This window comes from Microbacterium sp. p3-SID336, from assembly GCF_025143365.1.
In the GTDB taxonomy this organism is placed as follows: domain Bacteria; phylum Actinomycetota; class Actinomycetes; order Actinomycetales; family Microbacteriaceae; genus Microbacterium.
Map to the genome: position 1 here is coordinate 26497 of NZ_JALXPE010000006.1, position 26291 is coordinate 52787.

A 26291-nucleotide genomic window follows, 5' to 3' on the forward strand; every position below is an offset into this window, starting at 1 on the left:
CATGACAACCCGTCGCATCGCCGTCGTCTCGGCGGGGCTCTCCAACCCGTCCTCCACCCGCATGCTCGCGGATCGGCTCGCCGCCGAGACCGTGAAGGCTCTGGGCGAGCGTGACATCGACGTGACCGTCGACGTGATCGAGCTGCGTGACTACGCGCACGACATCACCAACAACCTGCTCACCGGGTTCGCGCCGCCCGCGCTGGAGACCGCGATCAACACGGTCGTCTCCGCGGACGCGCTGATCGCGGTGACGCCGATCTTCTCCACGAGCTACTCCGGATTGTTCAAGTCGTTCATCGACGTGCTCGATCCGGACGCGCTCGCCGGGAAGCCGGTGCTGATCGGCGCCAATGCGGGCACCCCGCGGCACTCGCTGGCCATCGATTACGCGATCCGCCCCCTCTTCGCCTACCTGCACGCGGAGGCCGTCTCCACCGGAGTGTTCGCCGCGTCGAGCGACTGGGGCGGCGCAGGGGACGATGTCGCTCCGCTCGCCAAGCGGGTCGAGAAGGGCGCACGGGAGCTCGCGGAGGCCATCGCACGTCGTGACGCGGCGACGGTGGTCGACCCGTACGACCCCGCCACCTACTTGGGCGAGGGTCGTTCGTTCGGACACATGCTCGGCGGTCTCGCCGGGGAGTGACCGCACTCCAGCGGCTCGCCCGCCGCGAGACGCCCCGGGACACCTCGTCCCGGGGCGTCTCGGCGTTCCCGGCGCGCGTCGCGTGCCGGCGTTGATGGCTCGGGTCCGCGTGCTCGGTGTCAGGCGCTCGGCGTCGTGCCAGCGCTCGTGTCACCCGGCAGCCGTGTCAGGCGCCCGGCGGGCCGCTGCGCCAGGCGTACTCCGTCTCGGGCCGCCCGCGGCTGCCGTAGCGGGCCGCCCTCGCCGCGACGCCCGTCTCCACGAGGTGCTCGAGGTACCGGCGCACCGCCACGCGGGAGAGCCCGAGCCGTTCCGCCGCCTCCCGTGCGGAGAGGGGCCCGTGTGCGCGCAGCTCGGAGGACACCCGCTCCAGCGACGGCGCCGACAGTCCCTTCGGCACCGGCACCGCACCTGTCGAGCGACCGAGCAGCGCGTCGATCTCGGCCTGCGTCGCCTGGCCGGTAGTGGCGGCGGCCTGGGCTCTGTGCGCCAGATACTGTGCCATCCGCTCCTGGAACACCGCGAAGGTGAAGGGCTTCACCAGGTAGTGGAACACGCCCAGGGCCGCCATCTGCCGCACGGTGTCGGCGTCTCGGACGGCGGTGACGGCGATCGCGTCCACCGTCGCCGATCGCGCGCGCAGCGCCCTGAGCACGTCCAGGCCGGAGCCGTCGGGCATCGTCACGTCGAGCAGCACGAGGTCGAACGCCGCCGGACCCGTCCGATCCAGCAGAGCGGTGAGGGCGGCGCGCGCCCCCGTGCACTCGCCGGCGACCGTGAACCCGTCGAGTCTGGCGAGGTAGTCGCGGTGCAGCTCCAGGGTCAGCGCGTCATCGTCGACCAGCAGGGTGCGGATCATGCGCGCCCTCGTCTCCGTGGCGCCGGGGGCAGCACCACGCGGAACGTCGTCGGCGGCCCCGTCACGGTCACCGACCCGCCCGCCTCGACCACCACGGACCGGACGAGTGCGAGCCCGACCCCACGGCCGTGCGGGTCGGCGGCCTTGGTCGAGTACCCCTGCGCGAAGATCTGCTCACGCAGCGCCTCCGGCACGCCGCGGCCGCTGTCGGACACCTCCAGGACGATGCCGCCGTCGCCACCGGGGCGCAGCAGCACCCGCACCCAGCGGTCCTCCACCTCCGCGGCCGCGTCCAGGGCGTTGTCGATGAGGTTGCCGAGCACCGACACCGCATCGACGGGGGAGAGCGGCGTGCGCGGCGTGGCCGGTTCGATGTCCACGTGCCAGTCGATGCCCCGCTCCTTCGCCTGCGACGCCTTGCCGAGCAGCAGGGCGCCGACCGCGGGGTCGCCGTGCCGTCGTGCCGTGACCTGATCCACGAGCGACTGGCTCTGGCGGGAGGTCTCGGTCAGGATCTCGATCGCCTCATCGTGCCGTCCGAGCTCCAGCAGCGCCACCGCGGTGTGCAGGCGGTTGCCGTGCTCATGGGTCTGCGCGCGCAGCGCTTCGCCGAGCGTGCGGATCGACTCGTACGACGACACCGCGTCGCGCAGCTGCCCCGGCGGCAGATCCCCGGCGAAGCGGCGGGTGACGCGACGGGCGATCACGGCCCCGCCCACCCCGAGCAGCACGAGCGCCGCGGCGATCCCGAGCGACAACGGGAGCCTCCGCACGAACGTCTGGGCGATCGACTCCGTCGTCACCCCGGCTGCGACCCACCCCACCAGGGCGTCGTGGTCATCGATCACAGGTGCGATGGTGCGGACCGAAGGGCCGAGCGTTCCGCGGAACTCCTCCGTCAGCGGCTGCGGCGTAGCGGGGACCGTGCCGAGGTAGGGGGCGCCGATCTGGGCGGGGTCGGGGTGCGTGATACGGGTGCCGTCCGGCGTCATCACCGTCACGAAGTCGAGCCCTGCCCGGTCGATGACCTCCAGGGCGTACGGCTCCAGTGCGCGCGAGGCCTCGGCCTCGTCCCCGGCGGAGAGCGCGTCGACCACCTCCGGGGAGGCGGCCAGGGTGGCGGCGGCCGCACCGGTCAGACGCTCCGCCTCGTCGCGGGCTGCGCGCTGCGCCTCCACCACGAGGAAGAGCGCGACGAGGGCGGCGGTCACCACGACCGCGACCAGCAGCACCACGAAGACGCGCGATGCGGCGCTGCGCACGGGAGAGGTCTGCGCCATCGTCACCTCCTCGTCGACGCTGCGGGCAGGGACCAATACGACCACAAATGGTGGCCCGGTGCGAGGCGGGCGACCGTGGAAGAGCCGCGGCACGGACGCCGTCGGCACAGACGACGTTGTCGACGACCGAGGAGGACGCATGGCGCTCACGACGGGATTCTCCCTTCCCCGATTCCACTGGCGGCGGGGCAAGCAGGCCTGGGACAGGCACACCTGGCTGTACGTCTCCGTGATCATCGCCGTCGTACTCGGCGCGATCGTGGGTCTGCTGTGGCCGGAGGTCGGGCGCGCGTTCGAACCCCTCGGCACCGGCTTCGTCGCGCTCATCAAGATGATGATCGCGCCCATCATCTTCTGCACGATCGTGGTCGGCGTCGGCTCGATCGCCAAGGCGGCGACCGTCGGCAAGATCGGCGGGCTCGCCCTGGTGTACTTCCTGGTGATGTCGACGTTCGCGCTCGCGATCGGGCTCGTCGTCGGCAACCTCATCCACCCCGGCTCCGGACTCGACATGGCGAATGCCAGCTACCAGAGCGCGACCACCGAGGCGAAGACCACGCAGGAGTTCGTGCTCGGCATCATCCCCGCGACCTTCTTCTCCGCCTTCACGGGCGAGAGCGTGCTGCAGGTGCTGTTCGTCGCCCTGCTCACCGGCTTCGCACTGCAGGGGCTCGGGGAGCGCGGTGCCCCGATCATGGAGGCCGTCAAGCAGCTCCAGAAGCTCGTCTTCCGGATCCTCGGGATGATCCTGTGGCTCGCTCCGATCGGGGCGTTCGGCGCGATCGCCGCGGTCGTCGGCAAGACCGGGGTCGCGGCCATCTGGAGTCTCGGCATCCTCATGGTGGCCTTCTACATCACCTGCATCGTGTTCATCCTGGTGGTGCTCGGGACCGTGCTGTGGGCGGTGACCAGGGTGAACGTCCTGTCGCTGATGAAGTACCTGGGGCGCGAGTACCTGCTCATCGTCGGCACCTCCTCGTCGGAGTCGGCGCTGCCGAGGCTCATCGCCAAGATGGAGCACATCGGCGTCTCCAAGCCGGTGGTCGGCATCACCGTCCCCACCGGCTATTCCTTCAACCTCGACGGGACGGCCATCTACCTGACGATGGCGTCCCTGTTCATCGCCACCGGGATGGGGCAGCCCATGTCGATCGGCGAGCAGATCGGGCTGCTCGTCTTCATGATCATCGCGAGCAAGGGCGCAGCGGGCGTCACGGGCGCCGGGCTGGCCACTCTCGCCGGAGGACTCCAGGCCTACCGCCCCGACCTGGTCGACGGGGTCGGGGTCATCGTGGGCATCGACCGCTTCATGTCCGAGGGCAGGGCGCTCACGAACTTCACCGGCAACGCCGTCGCCACGCTCCTGATCGGCACCTGGACGAAGCAGATCGACCGTGATCGCGTGCGCCGCGTCCTGGCGGGCGAGCTCCCGTTCGACGAATCGCAGCTCGATGGCGTCGACGCGCATGCCGACGCTCCCGTTCACGCCGCGGATGTGCAGGAGCTGCACGACGCCGCCGTCGCGGAGATGTCCGCGAAGGAGGCCAGAGCACGGCGTCGCGAGCAGGACGCGTGAGCAGAGCCACGCGCGGCGGAGGGAGGATGCGGGAGCCGGATGTCGGCTCCCGCATCGCGCGGTCAACCGCTCTTGCGTCGGAACTCGCGTCGCGTCTGCGGGGCGTTGGCGGCATGCACGGCGGAGTCGCCGTCGAGGTGTGCCTCGCCCTGCCGGTGGTGCGCGTTCTTCTTCTCGAGCGCTTCCTTGAACTTGCGCTTCATGTCCTCGGACGAGGATGCGCCTTCTTCGGTGCTCATGCCCCTGAGCCTAGGGCACGCCCGGTCGGTCGGTCATCGGGAGGGTCGGGCGGTGACGCGGTCGATGACCACCCCGAGGGCCACGGCGACGGCGACCGAGAGCGGCACCGTGATCAGGGGGCCTCCGGGCACGACGGCGGCGATCACGGCTCCGACAGCCGCCTGGTACAGCGCCCACCCTGTCGCCGCGAGACCGACGAACGCGAGGTAGCGCCCTGCAGGCAGTCGCGAGGCACCGGCGACGAGATTCACGGCCAGACGCGCGAACGGCACGAAGCGGGCGGTGAACAGCACCGTCGCCGCGCCGTGCTCGAGGCGCCGTGCCGCCCAGCCCAGCGCACGCTGTACACGCGGCCCCCGCATCCACCGCCACCGCTCCGTCCCGACCAGACGCCCGATCAGGTAGCAGCACGTATCCCCGGCCACCGCCGCCAGTGCCGCGCACGCCACGACGACCCAGAGCGGCGGCGTGCCCGTCGTCGCGGCCACGGCCCCCAGTGCGGTGACGGCGATCTCGCCGGGGATCACCACCACGAACGCGTCGCCCACCACGAGCAGGCTCATCACCGCCAGGCTCCAGGGGGACGCGAGCACCTCGGCGAGCAGATCGGTTGGCACGACGACCACTGTGCCCGCCGTCGGTGAACGACAACCGACGGGAGGATAGCCGGTGACCCCCTGTCCAGCATCCGGTGAACATCTGGTGCAGGAGGCCGTTCCGGAGGCCCACGCTCGTGCGGGACGGCCATCCTGTGGGTGTGAGAGTCGCGATCGTCACCGAGTCCTTCCTCCCGCACCTGAACGGCGTCACCGGATCCGTGATCCAGGTCCTCCGGCATCTCGAGCGGCGCGGACACGAGGCCACCGTGATCGCCCCGTCTGCCGCAGGCATCCCCGCTGCCGTGCACGGGGCCCGCATCCAGGGCGTGCCGAGCATCCCGCTGCCCGGCTACCACGACGTCCGCGTCGGCGCCGCAGGGAGGCGGCGGATCGCTGCCACCCTCGCGGGCTTCACGCCGGACGTCGTCCACCTCGCCTCTCCGTTCGCGCTCGGCTGGCGCGGACTGCTCGCCGCCGAGCGCCAGGGTGTCGCGACCGTGGCGGCGTATCAGACCGATGTCGCCGCCTACACCGAGCGATATCGAGTGGCTGTGACGACGGGCATCGCCGAGGCCCACGTGGCTCGGCTGCATCGGCGGGCGACGCTCACCCTCACCCCGTCCACGGACTCCGCGCAGCAGCTCGCGCGGCTCGGGGTCGATCGGCTCCGGCACTGGGGGCGGGGCGTGGACGCCGAGCGCTTCCATCCGTCCCGCAGGGACGACGCGCTGCGGGCGAGCTGGGGCGGCCAGGTCGCCGTGGGGTACGTCGGGCGCCTCGCGCCCGAGAAGCAGGTCGAGGATCTGGCGGCGTTGCGCGGGCTCCCGGGGGTGCGGCTGGTGGTCGTCGGGGACGGTCCGAGTCGCGCACGGCTGCAGCAGCAGCTCCCTGAGGCCGTGTTCCTCGGTCGTCTCGACGGAGAGGCGCTCGCCGCGGCGATGGCCTCCTTCGACGTGTTCGTCCACCCGGGGGAGAGCGAGACGTTCGGCCAGACGCTGCAGGAGGCGCATGCGAGCGGGGTGCCGGTCGTCGCCACCGGTAGCGGTGGCCCGCTCGACCTGGTGCGGAGCGGCGTGGACGGGTGGCTGTACCGGCCGGGTGACCTCGCGGATCTCCGCATGCGCGTGGCCGACCTCGCAGGAGACGCCCGGAAGCGCCGCGCCTTCGGCGAGGCCGGCTGGACGGGAGTGCAGGGGAGGAGCTGGGCGAGCATCGGGGATCAGCTGCTCACGCACATGGAGGAGGCGCGCGAGCTGCGCGAGGTCGACGTGCGGCTCCGCGCGCGCCGCGCCACCAGGCCGGAGCCCACGGCACCGGTGACCGTCCGCCGCTGGAGCCGGTTCGTCGCCCTCGGCGATTCGCTCACGGAGGGTCTCTGCGACCCGGCGGCGGACGGCACCCTCCGCGGCTGGGCGGATCGGCTGGCGCTGCTGCTCGCGGCACGCGGCGGTCTGCACTACGCCAACCTCGCGGTCCGGTCGAAGCGGGTGCACGACGTCTGCGGCTCACAGCTGGAGCGGGCTCTCGCACTGCAGCCGGACCTGGTGTCGATCCTGGTCGGCGCGAACGACCTCGTGAAGCACCGCGTCGATGTGCCGACGACCGCCGCGCTCCTGGAGGGCGCGGTCTCACGCCTGCGTGCGAGCGGGGCCGATGTGGTGCTGATCACACCGTTCCTTCCCGGACGGCGCGCGGCCGGCCTGTACGCGCCGCGCTTCGCGGCCTTCGCCACGGCCCTCGCCGGCATCGCGACCAGGACCGGGGCGATCCTGATCGACACGGATCTGCACCCCGCCCTCGGCGACAGGCCGCACTGGGGAGAGGACCTGGTGCACCTGAGCAGCCGCGGTCACCGCTTCCTGGCGTACCGCGTGGCGGAGGTCCTCGGCGTGCCGCACGCGGAGGCGCTGGGCGCGCTCGATGCCGCCCTGCACGATGCCGAGCCGCTCGGACGTGCCGCGTGGTGGCGTCGGCACGCGCTCCCCTGGGTGTGGCGGCGTCTGCACGGTCGCACCGCGGGGGACGGGCGCAGCGCGAAGCACGACGACTACGTCTACCTCGGCCGCTCCACAGCCGAACGCGGAGCGCCGGTGGGGTAGCACCGACCGCCGGGTCCGCCGTGCCGGCAGGGTCGGCCGTGCCCGCAGGCCGCCGGGGGCCCGGGTGGGTCAGCGTCGCCCCATCCCGCAGTAGGTCCATCCCGCCGCCCGCCATGCCGCCGCGTCGAGGCAGTTGCGGCCGTCCACCACGACGCGGCCGCGGACGAGGGACGCGGCGTGCGCGGGGGAGAGCTCTCGGCGGTACTCGTCCCACTCGGTCACGACGACCACGGCGTCCGCATCCCGGAGGGCCTCGTCCCGCGAGGGCTCGTAGCCCAGCTGCGGGTGCAGCGCCCTGGCGTTGTCGAGCGCGGCAGGGTCGGTCACCACCACGTCGGCACCGAGTCCGCGCAACCGCACCGCGACCTCGAGTGCCGGGGAGTCGCGCACGTCGTCGCTGAAGGGCTTGAACGCGGCTCCGAGCACCGCGATCCTGCGCCCGAACACGAGCCCGTCCAGCGCCTCCACGACGAGCCGCACCGCATGCTCGCGCCGGCGCAGGTTGATCGCGTCGACCTCGTGCAGGAACCCCACCGCCGCCCCGCGCCCGAGCTCTTCCGCGCGCGCGGCGAACGCCCGGATGTCCTTCGGCAGGCACCCGCCCCCGAACCCGATCCCGGAGCCCAGGTAGCGGTGGCCGATGCGGGTGTCGTGCCCGAGCGCCTCGGCGAGCAGCGTGATGTCGGCGTCTGCGGCGTCCGCCACCTCGGCCATGGCGTTGATGAAGGAGATCTTGGTGGCGAGGAACGCGTTGGCCGCACCCTTCACGAGCTCCGCCGTGGCGAGGTCCGTGACGAGGAAGGGGATACCCGCGTCCACGGCTGAGCGGTACACCTCCCGGAGCACGTCGACTGCGCGCTCGCCGCGTGCTCCGGCCGCAGCGCCCACCACGATGCGGTCGGGGGTCAGGGTGTCGTGCACCGCCCACCCTTCGCGCAGGAACTCGGGGTTCCAGACGAGGGCGGCTCCGGTGTCGGCGACGCGCGCGGCGAGCCGGGCCGCGGTGCCGACCGGGACGGTGGACTTGCCGGCGAGCACGTCGCCGGGTCGCAGGTGGGGGCGCAGCGCGTCGACCGCGGCCTCGACGAACCGGAGGTCGGCCGCGTGGCCCCCCGGCAGCTGCGGAGTGCCGACGGCGAGGAAGTGCACGCGGGCGCCGGCGGCGTCGCCCGGTCGCGTCCCGAACCGGAGCCGCCCTGATTCGATGCCGGCCCGCAGGAGCTCCTCGAGCCGCGGCTCGAAGAAGGGGGCGGATCCCGCGGCGAGGGCGGCCACTCTGCCCTCGTCGACGTCGATCCCGATCACGTCGTGCCCGAGCGACGCCATGGCCGCGGCGTGGACGGCACCGAGGTAGCCGCATCCGATCACTGACATGCGCATGGCCACAGCAGAGCGGACGTCGGACACGCACCGGAGACCGTGCGGTGAACGGCCGATGGCCGGCGGATGTCGACCGCGCGGCACGGGCACTCGCGGGAATCCGGGCCGTCGCTGGTAGTGTGGGCGAGGGTGGCTCCGGTCATCCGCACAACTTCATATCGACTCATGGAGCGATCGGCGGGAGAGCTGGTCCCCTGTGGTGGGTTCCTCGGCAGCAGCGGCGCCGGGTGGCTTTCTACTGGTGGCCAGCGCAGGCGACGTCCGCGGGATTGCCCGCGCGCCCATATCCGGTCCGTCCGCTCCTTCATGAACACGCTCGCGCATCACACGGATCCGCGAGCTTAAACAAAGAAGGAGAGACCTCTTGGAAGGTCCTGAAATCACCGCCACCGAGGCCGTTCTCGACAACGGCCGCTTCGGCACCCGCACCATCCGCTTCGAGACCGGCCGCCTCGCGCAGCAGGCTCAGGGCGCCGTCGCCGCCTACCTGGACGGCGAGACCATGCTTCTCTCGGCCACCAGTGCGGGCAAGCACCCGCGTGAGGGCTTCGACTTCTTCCCGCTGACGGTCGATGTCGAGGAGCGCTCGTACGCCGCGGGCAAGATCCCCGGCTCGTTCTTCCGCCGCGAGGGTCGTCCCTCGACCGAGGCCATCCTCGTCTGCCGCCTGATCGACCGTCCGCTGCGTCCGTCGTTCGTCGACGGTCTCCGCAACGAGGTCCAGATCGTCATCACGGTGCTGTCGATCGCTCCGGGCGAGTTCTACGACGCCCTCGCGATCAACGCCGCCTCCGCCTCGACGCAGATCTCCGGTCTGCCGTTCTCCGGCCCCGTGGCCGGTGTGCGTCTGGCGTTCATCCCCGGTCACGGCGAGCACGCCGATCAGTGGGTCGCGTTCCCGACCGCCGAGCAGGTCTCGGAGGCCGTGTTCGACCTGATCGTTGCCGGTCGCGTCGTCACCAAGGCCGACGGCACCGAGGACGTCGCGATCATGATGGTCGAGGCTGAGGCCACCGAGGGCAGCTGGAACCTGATCAAGGCGGGCGCCACCAAGCCCGACGAGAGCGTCGTCGCGCAGGGTCTCGAGGCCTCGAAGCCGTTCATCGCCCAGCTCGTCAAGGCGCAGGCCGAGCTCGCCGCCACCGCGTCGAAGGAGCCCGGCGTGTACCCGGTGTTCCCGGCGTACAGCGACGAGGTGTACGACTTCGTCTCCGAGCGCGCGTTCGCGGAGCTCAGCGACGTCTACCAGATCGCCGACAAGGTCGAGCGTCAGACGGCGGACGATGCGATCAAGGAGCGCGTGAAGGCCGAGCTCATCGAGGCGACCGAGGCGGGCTCGCTGCCTGCTGCGGCGCCGCTGGAGTTCTCCGCCGCGTACAAGTCGGTCACGAAGAAGATCGTCCGTGGGCGCATCCTCACCGAGGGCGCCCGCATCGACGGCCGTGGGCTGGCGGACATCCGTCCGCTCGACGCCGAGGTGCAGGTCATCCCGCGCGTGCACGGCTCCGCGATCTTCCAGCGCGGAGAGACCCAGATCCTGGGTGTCACCACGCTGAACATGCTCAAGATGGAGCAGCAGATCGACTCGCTGTCGCCCACGACCAGCAAGCGCTACATGCACCACTACAACTTCCCGCCCTACTCGACCGGCGAGACCGGCCGCGTGGGTTCGCCGAAGCGTCGCGAGATCGGGCACGGCTTCCTCGCCGAGCGCGCGCTCGTGCCGGTGCTGCCGAGCCGCGAGGAGTTCCCGTACGCGATCCGTCAGGTGTCGGAGGCGCTCAGCTCCAACGGCTCCACGTCGATGGGCTCCGTCTGCGCCTCGACCCTGTCGCTGCTGAATGCGGGTGTGCCGCTGCGCGCTCCCGTCGCCGGCATCGCGATGGGTCTCGTCTCCGACGAGGTGGACGGTGAGACCCGCTACGCGGCGCTGACCGACATCCTGGGTGCGGAGGACGCGCTCGGCGACATGGACTTCAAGGTCGCCGGCACGAGCGAGTTCGTCACGGCGATCCAGCTCGACACGAAGCTCGACGGCATCCCGTCGTCGGTGCTGGCGGGTGCGCTGACGCAGGCGAAGGACGCCCGTCTGACGATCCTCAACGTCCTGAACGCCGCGATCGACGCGCCAGACGAGATGGCGCCCACCGCGCCCCGCGTCATCAGCGTGCAGATCCCGGTCGACAAGATCGGCGAGCTGATCGGCCCGAAGGGCAAGACGATCAACGCGATCCAGGACGAGACCGGCGCGCAGATCTCCATCGAGGAGGACGGCACCGTCTACATCGGCGCGACCGACGGCCCCTCGGCCGAGGCGGCCCGTGCCCAGGTGAACGCGATCGCCAACCCCACCAACCCGGAGGTCGGCGAGCAGTTCCTCGGCACCGTCGTGAAGATCGCCACGTTCGGCGCCTTCATCTCGCTGCTGCCGGGCAAGGACGGCCTGCTGCACGTCACCGAGGTGCGCAAGCTCGCCGGTGGCAAGCGCGTGGAGAACGTCGAGGACGTCCTCTCCGTCGGTCAGAAGATCCTCGTGAAGATCACGAAGATCGACGACCGCGGCAAGCTGTCGCTCGAGCCCGTGCTCGATGACGCGCCGGCCGCAGAAGAGGCTCCCGCCGAGGAAGCCGCCGCGGAGTAACTCCCGGACCGAACGACGCCCGGGCCCTTCCCGCTGGAGGGGTCCGGGCGTCGTCGTCCCATCCGTGACCAAACCGTTATCAGAAGTTCTCGCGCCGTTCCCCGGATTGGTCAAGTCCTTCGCGCCCGTCGCATACCCTCGAAGTACACGCACCGGGGGGTGCTGTCAAGCAGCGAAGCAGGTCGGGACGCACCGATCCATGCGGGGGTGAGAAGATGCGGTTGTTCAGCGTAGGCGCAGGACCAGCCGCCGATCGCGCCCCGGAGGAGCACGCAGAGCATCCCTCCGCTCCCATCCCGATCGTCGGCCCCGGCGTCGGCGAGGCGATCCGGGTGCCCCTGGGTGAGACGGGGTTCGAGACGTTCCCGCTCATGCTGGGTGCGGCGGAGTTCGGCTGGAACGTCGACCTCGAGACCAGCCACGGCATCCTCGACCGCTACGTTGAGTTCGGCGGCAACGCGATCCACACGGCAGACGGGTACTCGGGCGGGCGCAGCGAGCACATCATCGGCCAGTGGCTGCGCTCTCGCGATCAGCGGGACCGCGCCGTGCTCAGCGTCCGCATCGGCGCGCACGCCGACAACCCCGGCCTCGGCTCCGTGAATCTCGTGCGCGCGGTCGAGGGCTCCCTCACACGTCTCGGCGTCGAGCGCATCGACGTGCTCTACCTCGACGCCACGATCGACGCCACCACCAACCTGGAAGACACCCTGGCGACCGTGGAGTGGCTCGTCGAGGCGGGCAAGATCGGAGCGGTCGGCTCCTACGGCTTCGTGCCCGAGCGTCTCGTGGAGGCACGTATCCTGGCGTCCGCCGGCTACCCGCGGATCACGGTGATCGACACGCCGTACAACCTCGTGCGGCGGCAGCCCTTCGAAGGCGACCTCCGGCTGGTCGCCGGTGCGCAGAACCTCGCGGTGACGCCGTCGCACGCGCTGGAGCACGGCTTCCTCTCGGGCCGGCACCGCAGCAAGTCGCTCACCTCGCTCGGGGTGCGCGGCGAGCAGCTGCGCGGGCAGATCAACCGCCGCGGCATCAAGGTGCTGCGTGCGCTGGATCAGGTGGCGGAGGAGCTCGGGGTCCCGGTCGCCGCGGTGTCCATCGCCTGGCTGCTGGCCCAGCGCACGATCGCCGCGCCCATCGTGAACACGTTCGCGGAGGATCACGTGGACGAGCTCATGCAGGGGGCCGGAGTCTCCCTGTCGCGCAGCCAGGTGGCCGAGCTCACCCGCGCGGGGAACTGAGCTTCCCGCCACCCGTGACATAGGGTGGAGGAGAGGTCCGGCGGGATGCTGGCGATGAGGCGAGCGAGCGAGTTGTGACGCATTACATATATCTGGTCAGACACGGTGAACATCAGGATGCCGAGCACGGTCTCGCCGACGGACCCCTGTCGCCGCGTGGACAGCGGCAGGCCGAGCTGATCGCCGACCGGCTGTCGGGGCTCCCTCTCGACGCCGTCTGGCATTCCCCGCTGCTGCGCGCCAACGAGACCGCGCGCGCGATCGCCGGACGGCTGCCCTCCGTCGACCCTGAGCCGACCGCTCTGCTGTTCGACTGCGTTCCGACCGGGATGACCGAGGAGACGCCTGCCGTGTTCGAGCCGTTCTTCGGCTCGGTGACCGAGGCGGAGATCGAGGCCGGGCGGGCGCAGATGTCCGACGCGGTGAACGAGTTCCTGGTGCGCAAGACCGGCGAGGTGCATGAGGTGCTCATCACCCACAACTTCGTGATCTCCTGGTTCGTCCGCGAGGTGCTGGCCGCGCCCGAGTGGCGCTGGATGACGCTGAACCAGTCGCACTGCGGCCTGACGGTGATCGCACAGAAGCAGGGGCGTCCGTGGACGCTGCTGACCCACAACGACACCGGTCACCTGCCGGTGGAGCTGCGGACCGGCATCCCGGACGCGCTCCTCGTCTGATCGGCTCAGCGCGCCGCGGCCGCCCCGCGATGCCCGGAAATAGACTGGACGCATGACCACGCAGGTAGCCCTCGTCGGCGGGACCGGAAAGCTCGGAACGATCATCGGCGCGGTGATCGCGGAGCTGGAGGGCTTCGAGGTGAGCCGCGTGCTGACGTCCTCGAGCGATCTGTCCGACCTCCGGGGCGCCGACCTCGTCGTGGACGCTTCGACGCCCCAGGTCAGCATCGATGTGGTGCGCACGGCGGTCGAGCACGGCGTGAACGTGCTGGTGGCCACGTCCGGCTGGTCGGCGGAGCGCATCGCGCTCGTGCGACCGCTCGTGGATGCCGCGGAGACCGGCGCGGTGTTCATCCCCAACTTCTCGCTGGGATCGGTGCTGGGTTCTGCTCTGGCCGCAGCCGCAGCGCCGTTCTTCGGCTCCGCTGAGATCATCGAGGCGCACCGCGAGACCAAGATCGATTCCCCGAGCGGCACGGCGGTGCGCACCGCGGAGCTGATCGCGGCTGCCCGCGCCGAACAGGGCCCGGTGAGCGCTCCGCACGCGGATCAGCGTGCCAGGGGCCAGCAGGTCGGCAGCGTGCCGATCCATTCGCTGCGGCGCCCCGGGGTGGTCGCCAAGCAGGAGGTGATCCTGTCGGGACCGGGGGAGTCGCTGACCTTCACGCACGACACGACCGATCCCGCGCTGGCCTACGCTCCGGGGATCCGCCTTGCCGTGCCGTACGCGCTGTCCGCGCGCGGCGTGGTCGTCGGGCTGGAGAACATGATCGACATCGGTCTGCGCTCGTGATGTCGCGCATCGGCGTCGGCCTGATGGCCGCGGCGCTGCTCGTCTACCTGGCGGTGGCCGTGTGGCTGGCCGTGATGTTCCTGTCGGTCGGCACTCCGGTGTCCATCGGCATGGGGATCACGCTTCTCGTTCTCGCGCCGGTGGGGGCCTGGGCCCTCGTCAGGGAGATGCTGTTCGGCTTCGGCGCCGATCGCCTCGGGAGGATCCTCGACGCCGAGGGCGGCATGCCGCCGGTCGAGACGGAGCTCACGCCCAGCGGCCGCCTGGCGCGCGCTGACGCCGATGCCCTCGTCGCGCGGTACACGGCCGCCGCGGAGGAGGCGCCGGCGGACTGGCGTGCGCGCTACCGCCTCGGCGTCGTCCTCGACGCGGCGGGGCGCCGCAAGGACGCCAGAGCGAGCATTCGCGAGGCCATCCGGCTGTCCAGGGCCTGAGCGCGGACCCTCGCCCTGCGGGGCTTCAGGCGAGCGTCGCCTCGAGGGTGATGTCGATGCCGGCGAGAGCCTGCGACACGGGGCACCCGGTCTTCGCGCCCTCGGCGAGTTCTTGGAACGCTGCGGGCGTGAGACCCGGCACGGTCGCGTTGACGTTCAGGTGGCTGCCCGTGATCCCGACGCCGGGCTTGAAGGTGACGGAGGCGCTGGTATCGACGCGCTCGGGCGGGGTGCCGTTCTCCGCGAGCGCGTGCGACAGCGCCATGCTGAAGCAGGAGGCGTGTGCGGCGGCGATGAGCTCCTCCGGCGTGGTCGTCGTGTCGCTGCCCTCGCTGCGTGCCTTCCAGTCGAGCGGGAAGGTGCCGAGGTGCGACGACGAGAACGCGACGGTGCCGGAGCCCTCCGTGAGCGATCCGGTCCACGTGGCGGCGGCTTCACTGGTGACGGGCATGGTTCCTCCGGTTCTCGCGCTGCGGGGGAGCAGCGTCGCTCGACGTCAGCCTATCGAGCGCCCGCACGCCGGGGAACAGGGTCAGGCCCGGCTCGCCGTGCGGCCCAGCACACCAGCGCGCTGCAGCAGCAGGTACACCTGGCAGCCCAGGCACAGTCCGATCGTCGCGTTGAGGAAGGCGGCGAGGAACGCGGCTGCCGTCGCCACGGGCAGCGCCCACGGCACTCCGAGCAGGTGGAGCAGCAGACCCGCGCTCACCACGACCAGCCCGACGCCCTGCGCGAAACGCGGCGGCCGCGGATCCTCGAGCTCGATGGGTGGCGCCAACCGGGGGCGGATCACGGCACGGAACAGCGCGGCCCACGGCGCCGTGCGCGGCGAGACGACGCCCCACAGGAAGAGGGCCGCGATGAGCACGGCGAGAAGGAAACCGGGATCCGCGGCACGCGCCGCGACGGAGGCGCCGGAGACCGCCCACCCTCCGCCCGGCACGAACGCCGTTCCGGCCACGGGCTGCACCGCGAACCATCCGGCGTCCGCGGACCCGGAGCGCGCGGTGGAGATGCCCGTGAGCGCGAGGAACGTGGCCACGAGCAGCAGCACGCTGGTGACCGCCGCGGCGAAGCGAGGGCCGCGCGGATCGATGCCGAGGGGTGCGGACATGGTGCCTCCTGTGCGCCGGATCAGACCGCGGCGACGGCTTCGGTGAGGGCGCGCGGCTGCGGCACGCCATGGAAACGGGCATGAATCGCACCGTCGTCTCCGACCACGAGCGTGGTGGGTGTCTGCAGCACGCGGTACCGCGTCGCGAGGTCGGGGCGGTGCGTGAGGTCGATCTCGACGTGGCGCACGCCCTCGTGCTGCTCGGCGTAGCTGCGCAGCAGGCGTCGCACCTGCGGGCACTTGGCGCACAGCTCGGTGGTGAACTGCACGAGCGTGACGCGGCCGCCGGGGTGCCAGGTAGCGGCGTCCTGTGGGTCGAAGCGCAGGGCTCGCCCGGCGCGACGCCGACCCTCGCGGCGCCGCAGCACGACGCCGAGCAGGAGCGCGAACACGAGAAGTGCGAGCGCCGCGGCGAGGGCGAGGGCGGGCGACATGGGTCGAGGATACGGTCGTGCGACGGAAGACGGCGCGGATGTGTCGGACCATGACGTCCCGGTGTGCGGACGCGTCCGCCGACGGCGCGGAACAGCCCCGGTCGGCGGAGCGACGGGTATCCTGACTCACATGAGCGCCCCCGTCCCGACTCCGTACGAAGACCTGCTCCGAGACGTGCTGGAGAACGGCACGCACAAGAGCGATCGCACCGGCACAGGGACCACCAGTGTCTTCGGCAGGCAGCTGCGCTTCGACCTCTCGCAGGGCTTCCCCCTGATCACCACGAAGCGGGTCCACTTCAAGTCGATCGCCTACGAGCTGCTGTGGTTCCTCCGCGGCGACTCGAACGTGCGGTGGCTGCAGGAGCACGGGGTGACGATCTGGGACGAGTGGGCGGACGACGAGGGCGATCTCGGCCCGGTCTACGGCGTGCAGTGGCGCTCGTGGCCCACGCCCGAGGGCGGAAGCATCGACCAGCTGACCGAGGTGATCGAGCAGATCCGGCGCTCCCCGGACTCGCGGCGGCTGATCGTCTCGGCATGGAACCCTGCCGCGATCCCGGAGATGGCGCTGGCGCCGTGCCATGCTCTGTTCCAGTTCTACGTGGCCGACGGCAAGCTCTCCTGCCAGCTCTATCAGCGCAGCGCCGACATGTTCCTCGGCGTCCCGTTCAACATCGCCTCCTACGCCCTGCTGACGCTGATGATCGCGCAGCAGGTGGGACTCGAACCGGGTGACTTCGTCTGGACCGGCGGCGACTGCCACGTCTACGACAATCATGTCGACCAGGTGCGCGAACAGCTGAGCCGGGAGCCGTTCCCGTATCCCACGCTGCGCTTCGCGCGCACACCCGCGTCGATCTTCGACTACCGATTCGAGGACTTCGTCGTGGAGGACTATCAGCACCACGCCCCGATCCGGGCGGCGGTGGCGGTATGACCTGGGTGGGGCTCGTCTGGGCCGAGGCTGCGGGCGGCGTGATCGGCGCCGAGGGCGGGATGCCGTGGCACGTGCCGGAAGACCTCGCGCACTTCAGGCAGGTCACGCTGGGCGCCCCCGTGGTGATGGGACGCAAGACCTGGGACTCGCTGCCAGATCGCTTCCGTCCGCTGGAGGGCCGCGAGAACCTCGTCGTCACTCGGCAGCAGGATTGGGCGGCCGACGGCGCACGCCGGGTGGCCACGGTCGCCGAGGCGGTGCGCGGCCGGGACAGGGTATGGATCATCGGCGGCGCCGAGATCTTCCGGCAGGTCATCGGCAGCGCGGATCGCCTGGAGGTGACCGAGATCGACCTGGAGGTCGACGGAGACACGTTCGCCCCGCCCAAGACCGGGTGGCGGCTCGTCGACGAGGGGGAGTGGCAGACGTCCCGCACCGGCGTGCGGTACCGCTTCCTGGGATACGAGCGCTGATGCCTACCGCACTCATCACGGGAGCGAGCGCCGGACTGGGCGCGGAGTTCGCGCGTCAGCTGGCTCGGCGCCGCGCCGATCTGATCCTGGTCGCGCGTTCGCGGGACGTGCTGGAGGAGCTCGCCGAGGAGATCCGCACGGAGCACGGGGTCGCCGTGGAGGTCCTGGTCGCCGATCTCGCGGAGGAGGCGGACGTCGAGAGGGTCGCGACGCGGCTGCGCGATGCGGGTGATCCGGTGGACCTGCTCGTGAACAACGCGGGATTCGGGCTGCCGCTCCACTTCGCCGACAACGACATCGACGACGAGGTGCGCCATCTGCGTGTGCACGTCGAAGCCTCGATGCGGCTCATGCACGCCGCACTGCAGACCATGCGCGGGCGCGGCGGTCGGATCATCAATGTCGCCTCGGTCGCCGGATTCATCTCCCGGTCGACCTACTCCGCGTGCAAGGCGTGGCTGATCGGTTTCAGCCGCTGGGCGAACGCGGAGTACGCGCGGGATCGGGTCACCGTGACGGCGCTGTGTCCCGGCTTCACGCACACCTCGTTCCACGAGCGCATGGGCCTGCCGGTGGGCGAGGAGGGCGTGCCGCCGATCATGTGGCTCCAGGCGCCGGACGTGGTGCGCATCGGCCTGCGGGACGCCGCGCTGGGGAAGGCCGTGTCCGTCCCCTCGCTCCGCTACAAGGCGATCATCGCTGTGACCGGACTGCTTCCGCGGTCGCTCACGGCCGCGGTCGCCCGCCGCGGGCGCGTCTGACGGCGGGCGTCACCGGAAGCGGCCGGTGCGGATCCCGGCGAGCATGAGCGCGGCGATCGTCTCCCCGTCGGTGATCCGGCCGTCGTCGATCAGCTGCAGCACGTCGGCGAACGGCACCCAGGCGACCGATTCGATGCCCTCTGCGGCGCGGCTGCCCGCCGCATCGTCGACGCGACGCACACCGCGCGCGAGGAAGACGTGCTCGGTGGCCTCGGCGATACCGTTCAGCGCCTGCATCGTGCCGAGCGGTGTCCAGTCCGCGGCCTCGTGTCCCGTCTCCTCCAGGAACTCGCGGCGCGCGGCCACGAGGGGCTCCTCGCCGTCGGAGCCGCCGGCGGGGATCTCGATCGACGGACCCGTGGTGTAGCGGTCCAGGGTTACCAGGCAGACCCGGTCGTCGTCGTCCACTGCCACGACGAAGACGGCAGGATGCACGATCCGGACGACGCCGTACACCCCTCGTCCGCTCGGGCCCGTGACCTGGTCCTCCCGCACGCTGATCCATCGGTTCTCGTACGCCACTCGCGACTCGTGCGTGATCCATGCCATGGCGCGAGCCTAGGCCGCTGCGTCCGCGCTCGCGCCACCCGACCCGATACGCTGGGTGCATGACGCACTCGGGCAACCCTTTCGGACAGGTTCTCGTCGCGCTCGTCACTCCGATGACGGCCGACGGCGAAGTCGACTGGCCCGCCGTCGAGAAGCACATCGATGACGTGATCACCGCGGGAGCGGACGGCATCGTGGTGACGGGAACGACCGGCGAGACCTCGACGCTGACGGACCCCGAGAAGCTCAAGCTCGTCGAGGTCGGCAAGTCGGTCTCGGCAGGCCGGGCCAAGATCATCACCGGCGGCGGCTCGAACGAGACCGCGCATGCCATCGAGCTCTACAAGGCGAGCGAGAAGGCCGGCGCCGACGGCATCATGATCGTGACGCCGTACTACAACAAGCCGACGCAGGCTGGCATCCTCACGCATTTCCGGCTCGTCGCCGACGCGACGGATCTGCCGGTGATCCTCTACGACATCCCCGGTCGCACCGGGGTGCCGATCAAGTACGAAACCATCCTGCGGCTGGCGAAGCACCCCAACATCCTCGCGGTGAAGGACGCCAAGGGAGACTTCTCCGAGGTCAGCCGAGTGCTGAACCAGACCGATCTAATGTATTTCTCGGGCGATGACGCGAATGTGCTGCCGCATCTGTCGATCGGCGCGACGGGTCTCATCGGCGTGACCGCGAACGTCGCGGCGGCTCCGTACCGGACCATCATCGACGCCGTCAACGCCGGTGACCTCGCAACGGCGACCGCTGAGCACAAGCGCCTGGAGCCGTTGGTGCGCGCGGTGATGACGCATGTCCCCGGGACGGTGGCGGCCAAGTACATCCTGCACGGGCTCGGGCGCATCTCGAGCCCTCGTGTGCGGCTTCCCCTCGTCGGCCCCGAGGAATGGGAGGCCGCGCTCATCGAGGATGAGCTCGCCCTCGTCCGGAATGTCGCCGGCGCGGACTTCTCCAACTTCCGCCCCGACCGCAATGCGGCAGCGGGCGGTGCCCTGCCCAAGGTGCACGGCACGACGCGCTGAGCCGCGTCACCATGAACGAACGGACGCGCGAAGTGTCCGACTGAGGAGACAGCATGTCCATTCCCCTGGAAGAACCGCCCGCGCTCGACGAAGGGACGCTGCGGGTCATCCCCATCGGCGGTCTCGGCGAGATCGGTCGGAACATGACCGTGTTCGAGTTCGGCGGCAAGATCCTCATCGTCGACTGCGGCGTGCTGTTCCCCGAGGAGCACCAGCCCGGCGTCGACCTGATCCTCCCCGACTTCGAGCCGATCCGCGACCGGCTCGACGACATCGTCGGCGTGGTGCTCACGCACGGCCACGAGGATCACATCGGAGCGGTGCCCTACCTGCTGCGTCTGAAGAGCGACATCCCGCTGATCGGCTCCGGGCTCACGCTCGCGCTGGTCGAGGCGAAGCTCAAGGAGCACCGGATCAAGGCCTTCACCCTCACGGTCAAGGAGGGCCAGGAGGAGCGCGTCGGTCCGTTCGACCTCGAGTTCGTCGCGGTCAACCACTCCATCCCCGACGCCCTGGCTGTCGCGATCCGCACACCCGCCGGCATGGCGCTGGCCACCGGCGACTTCAAGATGGACCAGCTGCCGCTCGACGGCCGCATCACGGACCTGCGCGCCTTCTCCCGCCTGGGCGAGGAGGGCGTCGACCTCTTCCTGGTCGACTCCACCAACGCCGATGTTCCCGGGTTCACGCCGACGGAGCGCTCGATCGGTCCGGTCCTCGACCAGGTGATCGGCAAGGCGCCGCGCCGGGTGATCGTGGCGAGCTTCTCCAGCCACGTGCACCGTGTGCAGCAGGTCATCGATGCCGCGCACGCGCACGGTCGTCGCGTCGCCTTCCTCGGCCGGAGCATGGTGCGCAACATGACGATCGCCGAGCAGCTCGGGTACCTCAAGGTTCCCGCCGGCGTGCTGATCGACTTCAAGAAGGCCCGCGATCTGCCCGACGAGCAGATCGTCTACATGTCCACGGGGTCGCAGGGCGAGCCGATGGCCGTGCTGAGCCGGATGGCGAACCTCGACCACGCGATCGAGGTGAGCGAGGGCGACACCGTGATCCTCGCGTCGAGCCTCATCCCGGGCAACGAGAACGCCGTCTACCGGGTCATCGACGGTCTCACCAAGCTGGGCGCGAATGTCGTGCACAAGGCCAACGCACGCGTGCACGTGTCGGGCCACGCGGCGGCCGGCGAGCTGCTGTACTGCTACAACATCCTGAAGCCGAAGAACGTGCTGCCGGTGCACGGCGAGTACCGTCACCTGATCGCGAACGCCAAGCTCGCGCAGGACACGGGCATCGACGAGGAGAACACGATCATCGCCTCGAACGGCACCGTGATCGACCTCAGCGACGGTGTCGCCCGTGTCGTCGGGCAGCTCGACCTCGGGTTCGTGTACGTGGACGGCTCGACCGTCGGGGAGATCACGGACGCCGACCTCAAGGACCGCCGGATCCTGGGTGAGGAGGGCTTCATCTCGGTCATCGTCGTGGTGGACGCCGCGACCGGCCGCATCATCTCGGGCCCGGAGATCCACGCCCGCGGCGTCGCCGAAGACGACTCCGTGTTCGATGACGTGGCCCCGAAGATCGTCGCCGCGCTCAAGGAGGCCTCCGGGAACGGCGTCCGCGACACGCACGCGCTGTCGCAGGTGGTCCGTCGCACGATCGGGCGCTGGGTGAACCAGAAGCTGCGTCGCCGGCCGATGATCGTGCCCCTCGTCATCGAGGCCTGAAACCCGCGATCGTGGCCGCCCGTCGCCGCCGGGATCGTCCGGATTCCGCGTGGTGACGCGGCGATGTCGGCTCCTGGCCGTAGCGTGGAGGCATGGCCAGGAGCAGCACCAAGACCGAGCGCGCCTCGACGAGCGCGCCGTCGCGCCCGAAACGGCAGTCGGCTCCCAAGTCCCCGCCGGCTCCCAAGAAGTACATCGACCAGGCGGACAAGGCACCGGTCGCCGTTCGCGCCTGGGTCGGGCTGGCGCACGGGGTCGGCGGACTCTTCCGCGCCTTCGGCCCGGAGACGCTGGAGAAAGACGATCGTCGCGACGGCTTCCCCTTCCTGCTGGTGATCTTGGCCGTTCTCGGGGCGCTGAACGAGTGGTTCTTCATCGGCAACGAGGTCGCCACCAACGTCAGTGCCTTCTCAGTAGGCCTGCTGGTCGGGCGTGTGGCGTTCATCATGCCGGTCCTGTTGCTGTTGCTCGCTGGCTGGCTGTTCCGGCACCCGTCCTCCGTGCACGACAACGGGCGTATCGGAATCGGGTTCGGTCTCTTCGTTGTTGCCATTGCAGGGGTCTCCCACCTCGCCGGACCGCGGCCCAACCCGAGCGAAGGGCCTGCTGCTGTCAGTGCCGCAGGCGGCGTGCTCGGCTGGCTCATCGGCCAGCCGCTGACGTATCTCACCGACATCCCCGCCTACATCGTCCTGGGGCTTCTCGCCGCGCTCAGCATCCTGATCCTCACCAAGACGCCGCCGAACCGCATCGGCTCCCGGTTGGGAGATCTGTACGCGTGGATGTTCGATGCGGAGCGCCCGGAGAAGCCTGTCAAGGAAACCGCGGCGATCGACGAGGCCGACAAGACCGACGACCCGGATGTGCTGCCCTGGTGGCGTCGCAACAAGACGGGACGCGAGGAAGACCCCGACGAGGGCACGCTCGGGTCCGACGACATCACCGCGCTGCTGTCCACGAACGAGCCGACACCGGCCTACGACCAGGCGGTCACGGTCGCCACGCCGTCGGATGCGGCGACCGAGGTGCTCTCGGACGTGCGCTCGATCGCCGACTCGCTGGCCGAGCAGCAGTCGACGGCGCTCCTCGACGACGAGTCCGACACGGGCGAGATGCCCGAGCTTCCGGGTCTGGACGGCTTCGGCACCGACGGGCCGGGCGACCGCGGTCCCCAGGCGCCGGCTGCGCCGTACATCCTGCCGTCGCCCGGTGTCCTGGCCGAGGGCCCGCCGTCCGTCGCACGCTCCGAGGCCAACGACCGCATCGTCGAGCAGATCACCAGTGTCCTCGACCAGTTCAAGGTCGACGCCAAGGTCACGGGCTTCTCCCGCGGGCCGACCGTCACGCAGTACGAGGTCGAGGTCGGCCACGGCGTCAAGGTCGAGAAGATCCTCCAGCTCAGCAACAACTTCGCCTACGCGGTCGCCTCGAACGACGTGCGCATCCTCTCGCCGATCCCCGGCAAGAGCGCGATCGGCATCGAGATCCCGAACACCGATCGGGAGACGGTCGCGCTCGGTGACGTGCTGCGTTCGCAGGCCGCGCTCAAGAGCACGCATCCGCTCACGATCGGTGTCGGCAAGGACGTCGGCGGCAACTTCGTCGTCGCGAACCTGGCCAAGATGCCGCACCTCCTCGTCGCCGGTTCCACGGGCTCCGGTAAGTCCAGCTTCGTCAACTCGATGATCACGAGCCTGTTGATGCGGGCCCGTCCGTCCGACGTGCGCATGGTGCTGATCGACCCGAAGCGCGTGGAGCTCACGAGCTACGCGGGTGTGCCGCATCTGATCACGCCGATCATCACGAACCCCAAGAAGGCGGCGGAAGCGCTGCAGTGGGTCGTGAAGGAGATGGACATGCGGTACGACGACCTGGCGTCGTTCGGGTTCCGCCACATCGACGACTTCAACCGTGCGGTGCGTGCGGGGGAGGTCGAGGTTCCCGTCGGCAGCGAGCGGGTGCTGAAGCCGTACCCGTATCTGCTGGTCGTGGTCGACGAGCTCGCCGACCTCATGATGGTCGCCCCGCGTGACGTCGAGGATTCGATCGTCCGCATCACACAGCTGGCGCGCGCCTCCGGGATCCACCTGGTGCTCGCCACGCAGCGCCCCAGCGTCGATGTCGTGACGGGTCTCATCAAGGCAAACGTGCCGTCGCGTCTCGCGTTCGCCGTGACGAGCGTGACCGACAGCCGCGTGATCCTGGACAGCCCCGGCGCCGACAAGCTGATCGGCCAGGGTGATGCGCTGTTCTCGCCGATGGGGTCGTCGAAGCCGTTCCGCCTGCAGGGTGCGTGGGTCGACGAGAAGGAGATCGACGCGGTCGTCAAGCACGTGACGCGCCAGGCTCGTCCGGAGTATCGCGCGGACGTGCAGGAGGCGATGGAGCCCAGCAAGAAGAAGGAGGTCGACGAGGACATCGGCGACGACCTCGAGCTTCTCCTCGCCGCGGCCGAGCTGATCGTCTCCTCGCAGTTCGGCTCGACCTCCATGCTGCAGCGCAAGCTGCGCGTCGGTTTCGCCAAGGCCGGTCGACTCATGGACCTCCTCGAGTCGCGTGAGGTCGTCGGCCCGTCCGAGGGATCGAAGGCGCGTGATGTGCTCGCGACGCCGGAGCAGCTTCCCCAGGTGATGGCGAAGCTGCGCGGCGAGGACGCCCCGGCGGCGCCCGCGGCTTCTGCGGCACCGCTGGCGGGGTCGGACGGTGCCGAACGCGATCCGCTCGAGGCGCAGTACGACGGGCTCCCCGTGGTGGAGGCCGAGGGCGACGAAGACGCCTGGGGCCTGACGGGGCGCGACTGATGGCGATCCCACGGCAGCTGCCCAACGCGATCACCGTCGCCCGTATCCCGCTGGCGGTGGTGTTCTTCGTGCTGCTGATGATGGGCGGCACGTACGGGATCCCCGAGCCGGCGCTGCGCTGGTCCGCCGCGATCCTGTTCATCCTCGCGATCTCCACCGACTGGGTCGACGGGTACCTGGCTCGGCGGTATGACATCGTCAGCGACTTCGGCAAGCTGTGGGACCCGATCGCGGACAAGCTGCTGACGGGTGCGGGTTTCATCGGTCTCGCGATCCTCGGCGAGGTCGGCTGGTTGATCGTCGTCGTGATCCTGGTGCGCGAGTGGGGGATCACGATCCATCGCCTCATGGTCGCCAGCGAGCACGTCGTGGCGGCGGCGTGGATGGGCAAGATCAAGACGGCGTTCCAGGGGGTGGCGCTCGGCTGGGCGCTTTTGCCGCTGCACGAGTTCATCGGGCTCGGCGCGTGGACGTTCGTGACCTTCCTGCTGATGGTGATCGTGCTGATCCTCACCGTCGCCAGCGGCATCGACTACGTCGCCGCCCAGGTGCGCGGCTCCCGACAGCGGCCATGAGCGCGCCGGCGGCCGAGGCGGCGTTGACGCGACTGCGCGCTCGCGGCTGGAGCCTGGGCGTCGCGGAGTCGCTCACCGGCGGTGCCGTCTGCGCTGCGCTGGTCGACGTGCCCGGTGCTTCCGCCGTTCTGCAGGGCGGGGTCGTCGCCTATGCCACTCCCGTCAAGCACACGCTCCTCGGCGTCGATGCGCAGCTCCTCGCCGAGCACGGCCCGGTGCACCCTGATGTCGCTCGGCAGATGGCGGACGGCGTGCGCCGTGCCGTCGCCGTCGACGGCCGGGCGGCCGACGTGGGGGTCTCCACGACCGGCATCGCGGGGCCGGAGTCACCGGACGGTCAGCCGGTGGGCACGGTGCACATCGGCATCGCCACACCGCTCGACGTCACCTCCCGCGCGTTCCTGTTCGACGGCGACCGTGCAGCGGTGAGGTCGCAGACTGTCGTGGCGCTCCTCGGGATGCTCGCCGACGCCGCGGGGGAATAGCAGCGGGGCGGTCGCGGTTGAGTCAGATGTGCTCACATTCAAACCACAGAGTGCAAGGGTAGATTCTGTGCAGGCCAGGAGGGCTAGACTGGCTGTCTCTTCGAGGGAAGCCTCGATCGATCACACGGGGAGGAGGTTCCGATGATTCTTGTCCGGCAGGAAATCGGCGATGTGCTCAGGGACTTCCGCCTGCAGAAGGGGCGCACCCTCCGGCAGGTCGCAAGCAAGGCGTCCGTCGCTCTCGGCTATCTCAGTGAGGTCGAGCGAGGGCAGAAGGAGGCATCGAGCGAGATCCTCGCTTCGGTCGCTGAGGCTCTCGATGTACCCATCTCCACGATCATGCGCGAGGTGGGCGACCGCATCTCGGTGCTCGAGGGCATCCAGGTCTTCCCGGACGTCGTCCCCGACGACCTCGTCGCTTCGGTCGAGCCCGAGCTCTCGCTTCACTGAGCCGTGTTCGGATGCGTCGAAGCGAATTCCTGCGCGCCGTCGAAGCGGAGTTCCAGGCGCGCGGTACGTCCCTCGTGAACGACCTGGTTCTCGCTTCGGTGGGAAACCGTACGGCGCTCGAGGCTCTCGCCGCCGGCGTCCCTCCTCGTGAGATCTGGCTCGCGCTGTGCGAGGAGATGGACGTCCCCGACTCCCGACGTCATGGTGTCGGCCGGTTGGAGCCCCGCGCTCGCTGACTCAACGGCGTCCGGCCTGTGCGGATGTCGACACGCCGCGCGCGCCGCGTCCTCGAAAATCTGTTCGAACGGGCGTAGTCTTCTGCACAAGTGGTTACGACGCTCCGGTCGTCGCGTGCCGCGGCTCATCAGCTCGAATGTCGGTGGCCCGCTCTAGCGTGAGGATCAGGCCGAAGAGCCACACGCCTTGTCGGAGAGTTCCTTCCAACCGGAAGAGCCGCGACAGCCTACAGGCGGC

27 protein-coding genes are annotated in these 26291 nt (G+C 70.3%); 18 read left to right on the top strand and 9 right to left on the bottom strand.

All coding sequences use genetic code 11. The features are described from left to right. Position 1 precedes the first annotated feature (1 nt). The gene (locus tag M3C17_RS02805; RefSeq protein WP_259976133.1) at positions 2-646 is read left to right on the top strand and encodes an FMN reductase; all 645 of its coding nucleotides are present in this window, start codon (positions 2-4) and stop codon (positions 644-646) included. A 166-nt stretch (positions 647-812) separates the two neighbouring features. On the opposite strand, the gene M3C17_RS02810 is transcribed toward M3C17_RS02805, so the two are convergent. Both M3C17_RS02810 and M3C17_RS02815 read right to left on the bottom strand, forming a co-directional pair. Then, entirely contained in the window at positions 813-1505 is a 693-nt protein-coding gene (locus tag M3C17_RS02810) for a response regulator (protein ID WP_259976134.1), read from the bottom strand. Beyond that, entirely contained in the window at positions 1502-2785 is a 1284-nt protein-coding gene (locus tag M3C17_RS02815) for an ATP-binding protein (RefSeq protein WP_259976135.1), read from the bottom strand. Before M3C17_RS02815 ends, M3C17_RS02810 begins: the two co-directional genes overlap by 4 nt. 139 nt (positions 2786-2924) lie before the next feature. Here M3C17_RS02815 and M3C17_RS02820 point away from each other — a divergent pair, with 139 nt between their 5' ends. Then, the gene (locus tag M3C17_RS02820) at positions 2925-4361 is read left to right on the top strand and encodes a cation:dicarboxylate symporter family transporter (protein ID WP_259976136.1); all 1437 of its coding nucleotides are present in this window, start codon (positions 2925-2927) and stop codon (positions 4359-4361) included. A 62-nt stretch (positions 4362-4423) separates the two neighbouring features. On the opposite strand, the gene M3C17_RS02825 is transcribed toward M3C17_RS02820, so the two are convergent. Next, positions 4424-4600, bottom strand: a complete 177-nt coding sequence (locus M3C17_RS02825; RefSeq protein ID WP_168387276.1) for a DUF5302 domain-containing protein — start codon at positions 4598-4600, stop codon at positions 4424-4426. A 33-nt stretch (positions 4601-4633) separates the two neighbouring features. After that, positions 4634-5218 carry a DedA family protein gene (locus M3C17_RS02830; RefSeq protein WP_259976137.1) on the bottom strand — a complete coding sequence of 195 codons (585 nt, stop codon included), beginning with the start codon at positions 5216-5218 and terminating at the stop codon, positions 4634-4636. Between the two features lie 140 nt (positions 5219-5358). Here M3C17_RS02830 and M3C17_RS02835 point away from each other — a divergent pair, with 140 nt between their 5' ends. Next, positions 5359-7299 (top strand): GDSL-type esterase/lipase family protein, encoded by a 1941-nt coding sequence (locus M3C17_RS02835; protein WP_259976138.1) that lies wholly within the window; start codon positions 5359-5361, stop codon positions 7297-7299. Between the two features lie 69 nt (positions 7300-7368). On the opposite strand, the gene M3C17_RS02840 is transcribed toward M3C17_RS02835, so the two are convergent. Next, entirely contained in the window at positions 7369-8679 is a 1311-nt protein-coding gene (locus tag M3C17_RS02840; protein ID WP_259976139.1) for a UDP-glucose/GDP-mannose dehydrogenase family protein, read from the bottom strand. A gap of 364 nt (positions 8680-9043) precedes the next feature. On the opposite strand from M3C17_RS02840, the gene M3C17_RS02845 reads away from it, so the two are divergent. The 5 genes from M3C17_RS02845 to M3C17_RS02865 all read left to right on the top strand — a co-directional run bounded on the left by M3C17_RS02845 (position 9044) and on the right by M3C17_RS02865 (position 14468). After that, entirely contained in the window at positions 9044-11320 is a 2277-nt protein-coding gene (locus M3C17_RS02845) for a polyribonucleotide nucleotidyltransferase (protein ID WP_259976140.1), read from the top strand. A gap of 215 nt (positions 11321-11535) precedes the next feature. Further along, the gene (locus M3C17_RS02850; protein ID WP_259976141.1) at positions 11536-12564 is read left to right on the top strand and encodes an aldo/keto reductase; all 1029 of its coding nucleotides are present in this window, start codon (positions 11536-11538) and stop codon (positions 12562-12564) included. 74 nt (positions 12565-12638) lie between these two features. Beyond that, on the top strand, positions 12639-13241 hold the full coding sequence (locus M3C17_RS02855; protein WP_259976142.1) for a histidine phosphatase family protein: 603 nt from the start codon (positions 12639-12641) through the stop codon (positions 13239-13241). A gap of 52 nt (positions 13242-13293) precedes the next feature. Continuing rightward, positions 13294-14034 (top strand): 4-hydroxy-tetrahydrodipicolinate reductase, encoded by a 741-nt coding sequence (gene dapB / locus M3C17_RS02860; protein ID WP_259976143.1) that lies wholly within the window; start codon positions 13294-13296, stop codon positions 14032-14034. Beyond that, entirely contained in the window at positions 14034-14468 is a 435-nt protein-coding gene (locus tag M3C17_RS02865; RefSeq protein WP_259976144.1) for a hypothetical protein, read from the top strand. Before dapB ends, M3C17_RS02865 begins: the two co-directional genes overlap by 1 nt. 25 nt (positions 14469-14493) lie before the next feature. Here M3C17_RS02865 and M3C17_RS02870 read toward each other — a convergent pair whose 3' ends face one another. The 3 genes from M3C17_RS02870 to M3C17_RS02880 all read right to left on the bottom strand — a co-directional run bounded on the left by M3C17_RS02870 (position 14494) and on the right by M3C17_RS02880 (position 16016). Beyond that, positions 14494-14919 (bottom strand): OsmC family peroxiredoxin, encoded by a 426-nt coding sequence (locus M3C17_RS02870; RefSeq protein WP_259976145.1) that lies wholly within the window; start codon positions 14917-14919, stop codon positions 14494-14496. A gap of 81 nt (positions 14920-15000) precedes the next feature. Beyond that, positions 15001-15582 (bottom strand): DUF4395 domain-containing protein, encoded by a 582-nt coding sequence (locus M3C17_RS02875; protein WP_259976146.1) that lies wholly within the window; start codon positions 15580-15582, stop codon positions 15001-15003. Positions 15583-15602: 20 nt separating this feature from the next. Next, positions 15603-16016, bottom strand: a complete 414-nt coding sequence (locus M3C17_RS02880; protein ID WP_259976147.1) for a thioredoxin family protein — start codon at positions 16014-16016, stop codon at positions 15603-15605. Between the two features lie 130 nt (positions 16017-16146). Here M3C17_RS02880 and M3C17_RS02885 point away from each other — a divergent pair, with 130 nt between their 5' ends. The 3 genes from M3C17_RS02885 to M3C17_RS02895 are packed head-to-tail and all read left to right on the top strand — an operon-like array spanning position 16147 to position 18190. Then, complete coding sequence (locus M3C17_RS02885) at positions 16147-16956, top strand: thymidylate synthase (RefSeq protein WP_259976148.1); 810 nt, start codon at positions 16147-16149, stop codon at positions 16954-16956. Beyond that, positions 16953-17429 carry a dihydrofolate reductase gene (locus M3C17_RS02890; protein WP_259976149.1) on the top strand — a complete coding sequence of 159 codons (477 nt, stop codon included), beginning with the start codon at positions 16953-16955 and terminating at the stop codon, positions 17427-17429. The genes M3C17_RS02885 and M3C17_RS02890 overlap by 4 nt, the downstream gene beginning before the upstream one ends. Next, positions 17429-18190, top strand: a complete 762-nt coding sequence (locus M3C17_RS02895) for an SDR family oxidoreductase (RefSeq protein ID WP_259976150.1) — start codon at positions 17429-17431, stop codon at positions 18188-18190. The genes M3C17_RS02890 and M3C17_RS02895 overlap by 1 nt, the downstream gene beginning before the upstream one ends. A 9-nt stretch (positions 18191-18199) precedes the next feature. Here the strand turns inward: M3C17_RS02895 and M3C17_RS02900 are convergent, their stop codons facing one another. Next, positions 18200-18739 carry an NUDIX domain-containing protein gene (locus tag M3C17_RS02900; protein ID WP_259976151.1) on the bottom strand — a complete coding sequence of 180 codons (540 nt, stop codon included), beginning with the start codon at positions 18737-18739 and terminating at the stop codon, positions 18200-18202. Positions 18740-18798: 59 nt separating this feature from the next. Between M3C17_RS02900 and dapA the strand changes: the two genes are divergently transcribed. The 7 genes from dapA to M3C17_RS02935 all read left to right on the top strand — a co-directional run bounded on the left by dapA (position 18799) and on the right by M3C17_RS02935 (position 26053). Continuing rightward, positions 18799-19776, top strand: coding sequence for a 4-hydroxy-tetrahydrodipicolinate synthase (gene dapA, locus M3C17_RS02905; protein WP_259976152.1), 978 nt, complete (start codon positions 18799-18801; stop codon positions 19774-19776). Between the two features lie 53 nt (positions 19777-19829). Next, positions 19830-21506 carry a ribonuclease J gene (locus M3C17_RS02910; protein WP_259976153.1) on the top strand — a complete coding sequence of 559 codons (1677 nt, stop codon included), beginning with the start codon at positions 19830-19832 and terminating at the stop codon, positions 21504-21506. Positions 21507-21598: 92 nt separating this feature from the next. Further along, a complete protein-coding gene (locus tag M3C17_RS02915) occupies positions 21599-24307 on the top strand; it encodes a DNA translocase FtsK (RefSeq protein WP_259976154.1) in 2709 nt (902 codons plus the stop codon). Continuing rightward, entirely contained in the window at positions 24307-24882 is a 576-nt protein-coding gene (gene pgsA, locus M3C17_RS02920) for a CDP-diacylglycerol--glycerol-3-phosphate 3-phosphatidyltransferase (RefSeq protein WP_259976155.1), read from the top strand. The genes M3C17_RS02915 and pgsA overlap by 1 nt, the downstream gene beginning before the upstream one ends. Continuing rightward, positions 24879-25367: a CinA family protein gene (locus M3C17_RS02925; protein ID WP_259976156.1), complete on the top strand. Its 489-nt coding sequence runs from the start codon at positions 24879-24881 to the stop codon at positions 25365-25367. The genes pgsA and M3C17_RS02925 overlap by 4 nt, the downstream gene beginning before the upstream one ends. A 141-nt stretch (positions 25368-25508) precedes the next feature. After that, entirely contained in the window at positions 25509-25817 is a 309-nt protein-coding gene (locus tag M3C17_RS02930; RefSeq protein ID WP_136036724.1) for a helix-turn-helix domain-containing protein, read from the top strand. 11 nt (positions 25818-25828) lie between these two features. After that, positions 25829-26053: a DUF3046 domain-containing protein gene (locus M3C17_RS02935; RefSeq protein ID WP_259976157.1), complete on the top strand. Its 225-nt coding sequence runs from the start codon at positions 25829-25831 to the stop codon at positions 26051-26053. Positions 26054-26291 lie beyond the last annotated feature (238 nt).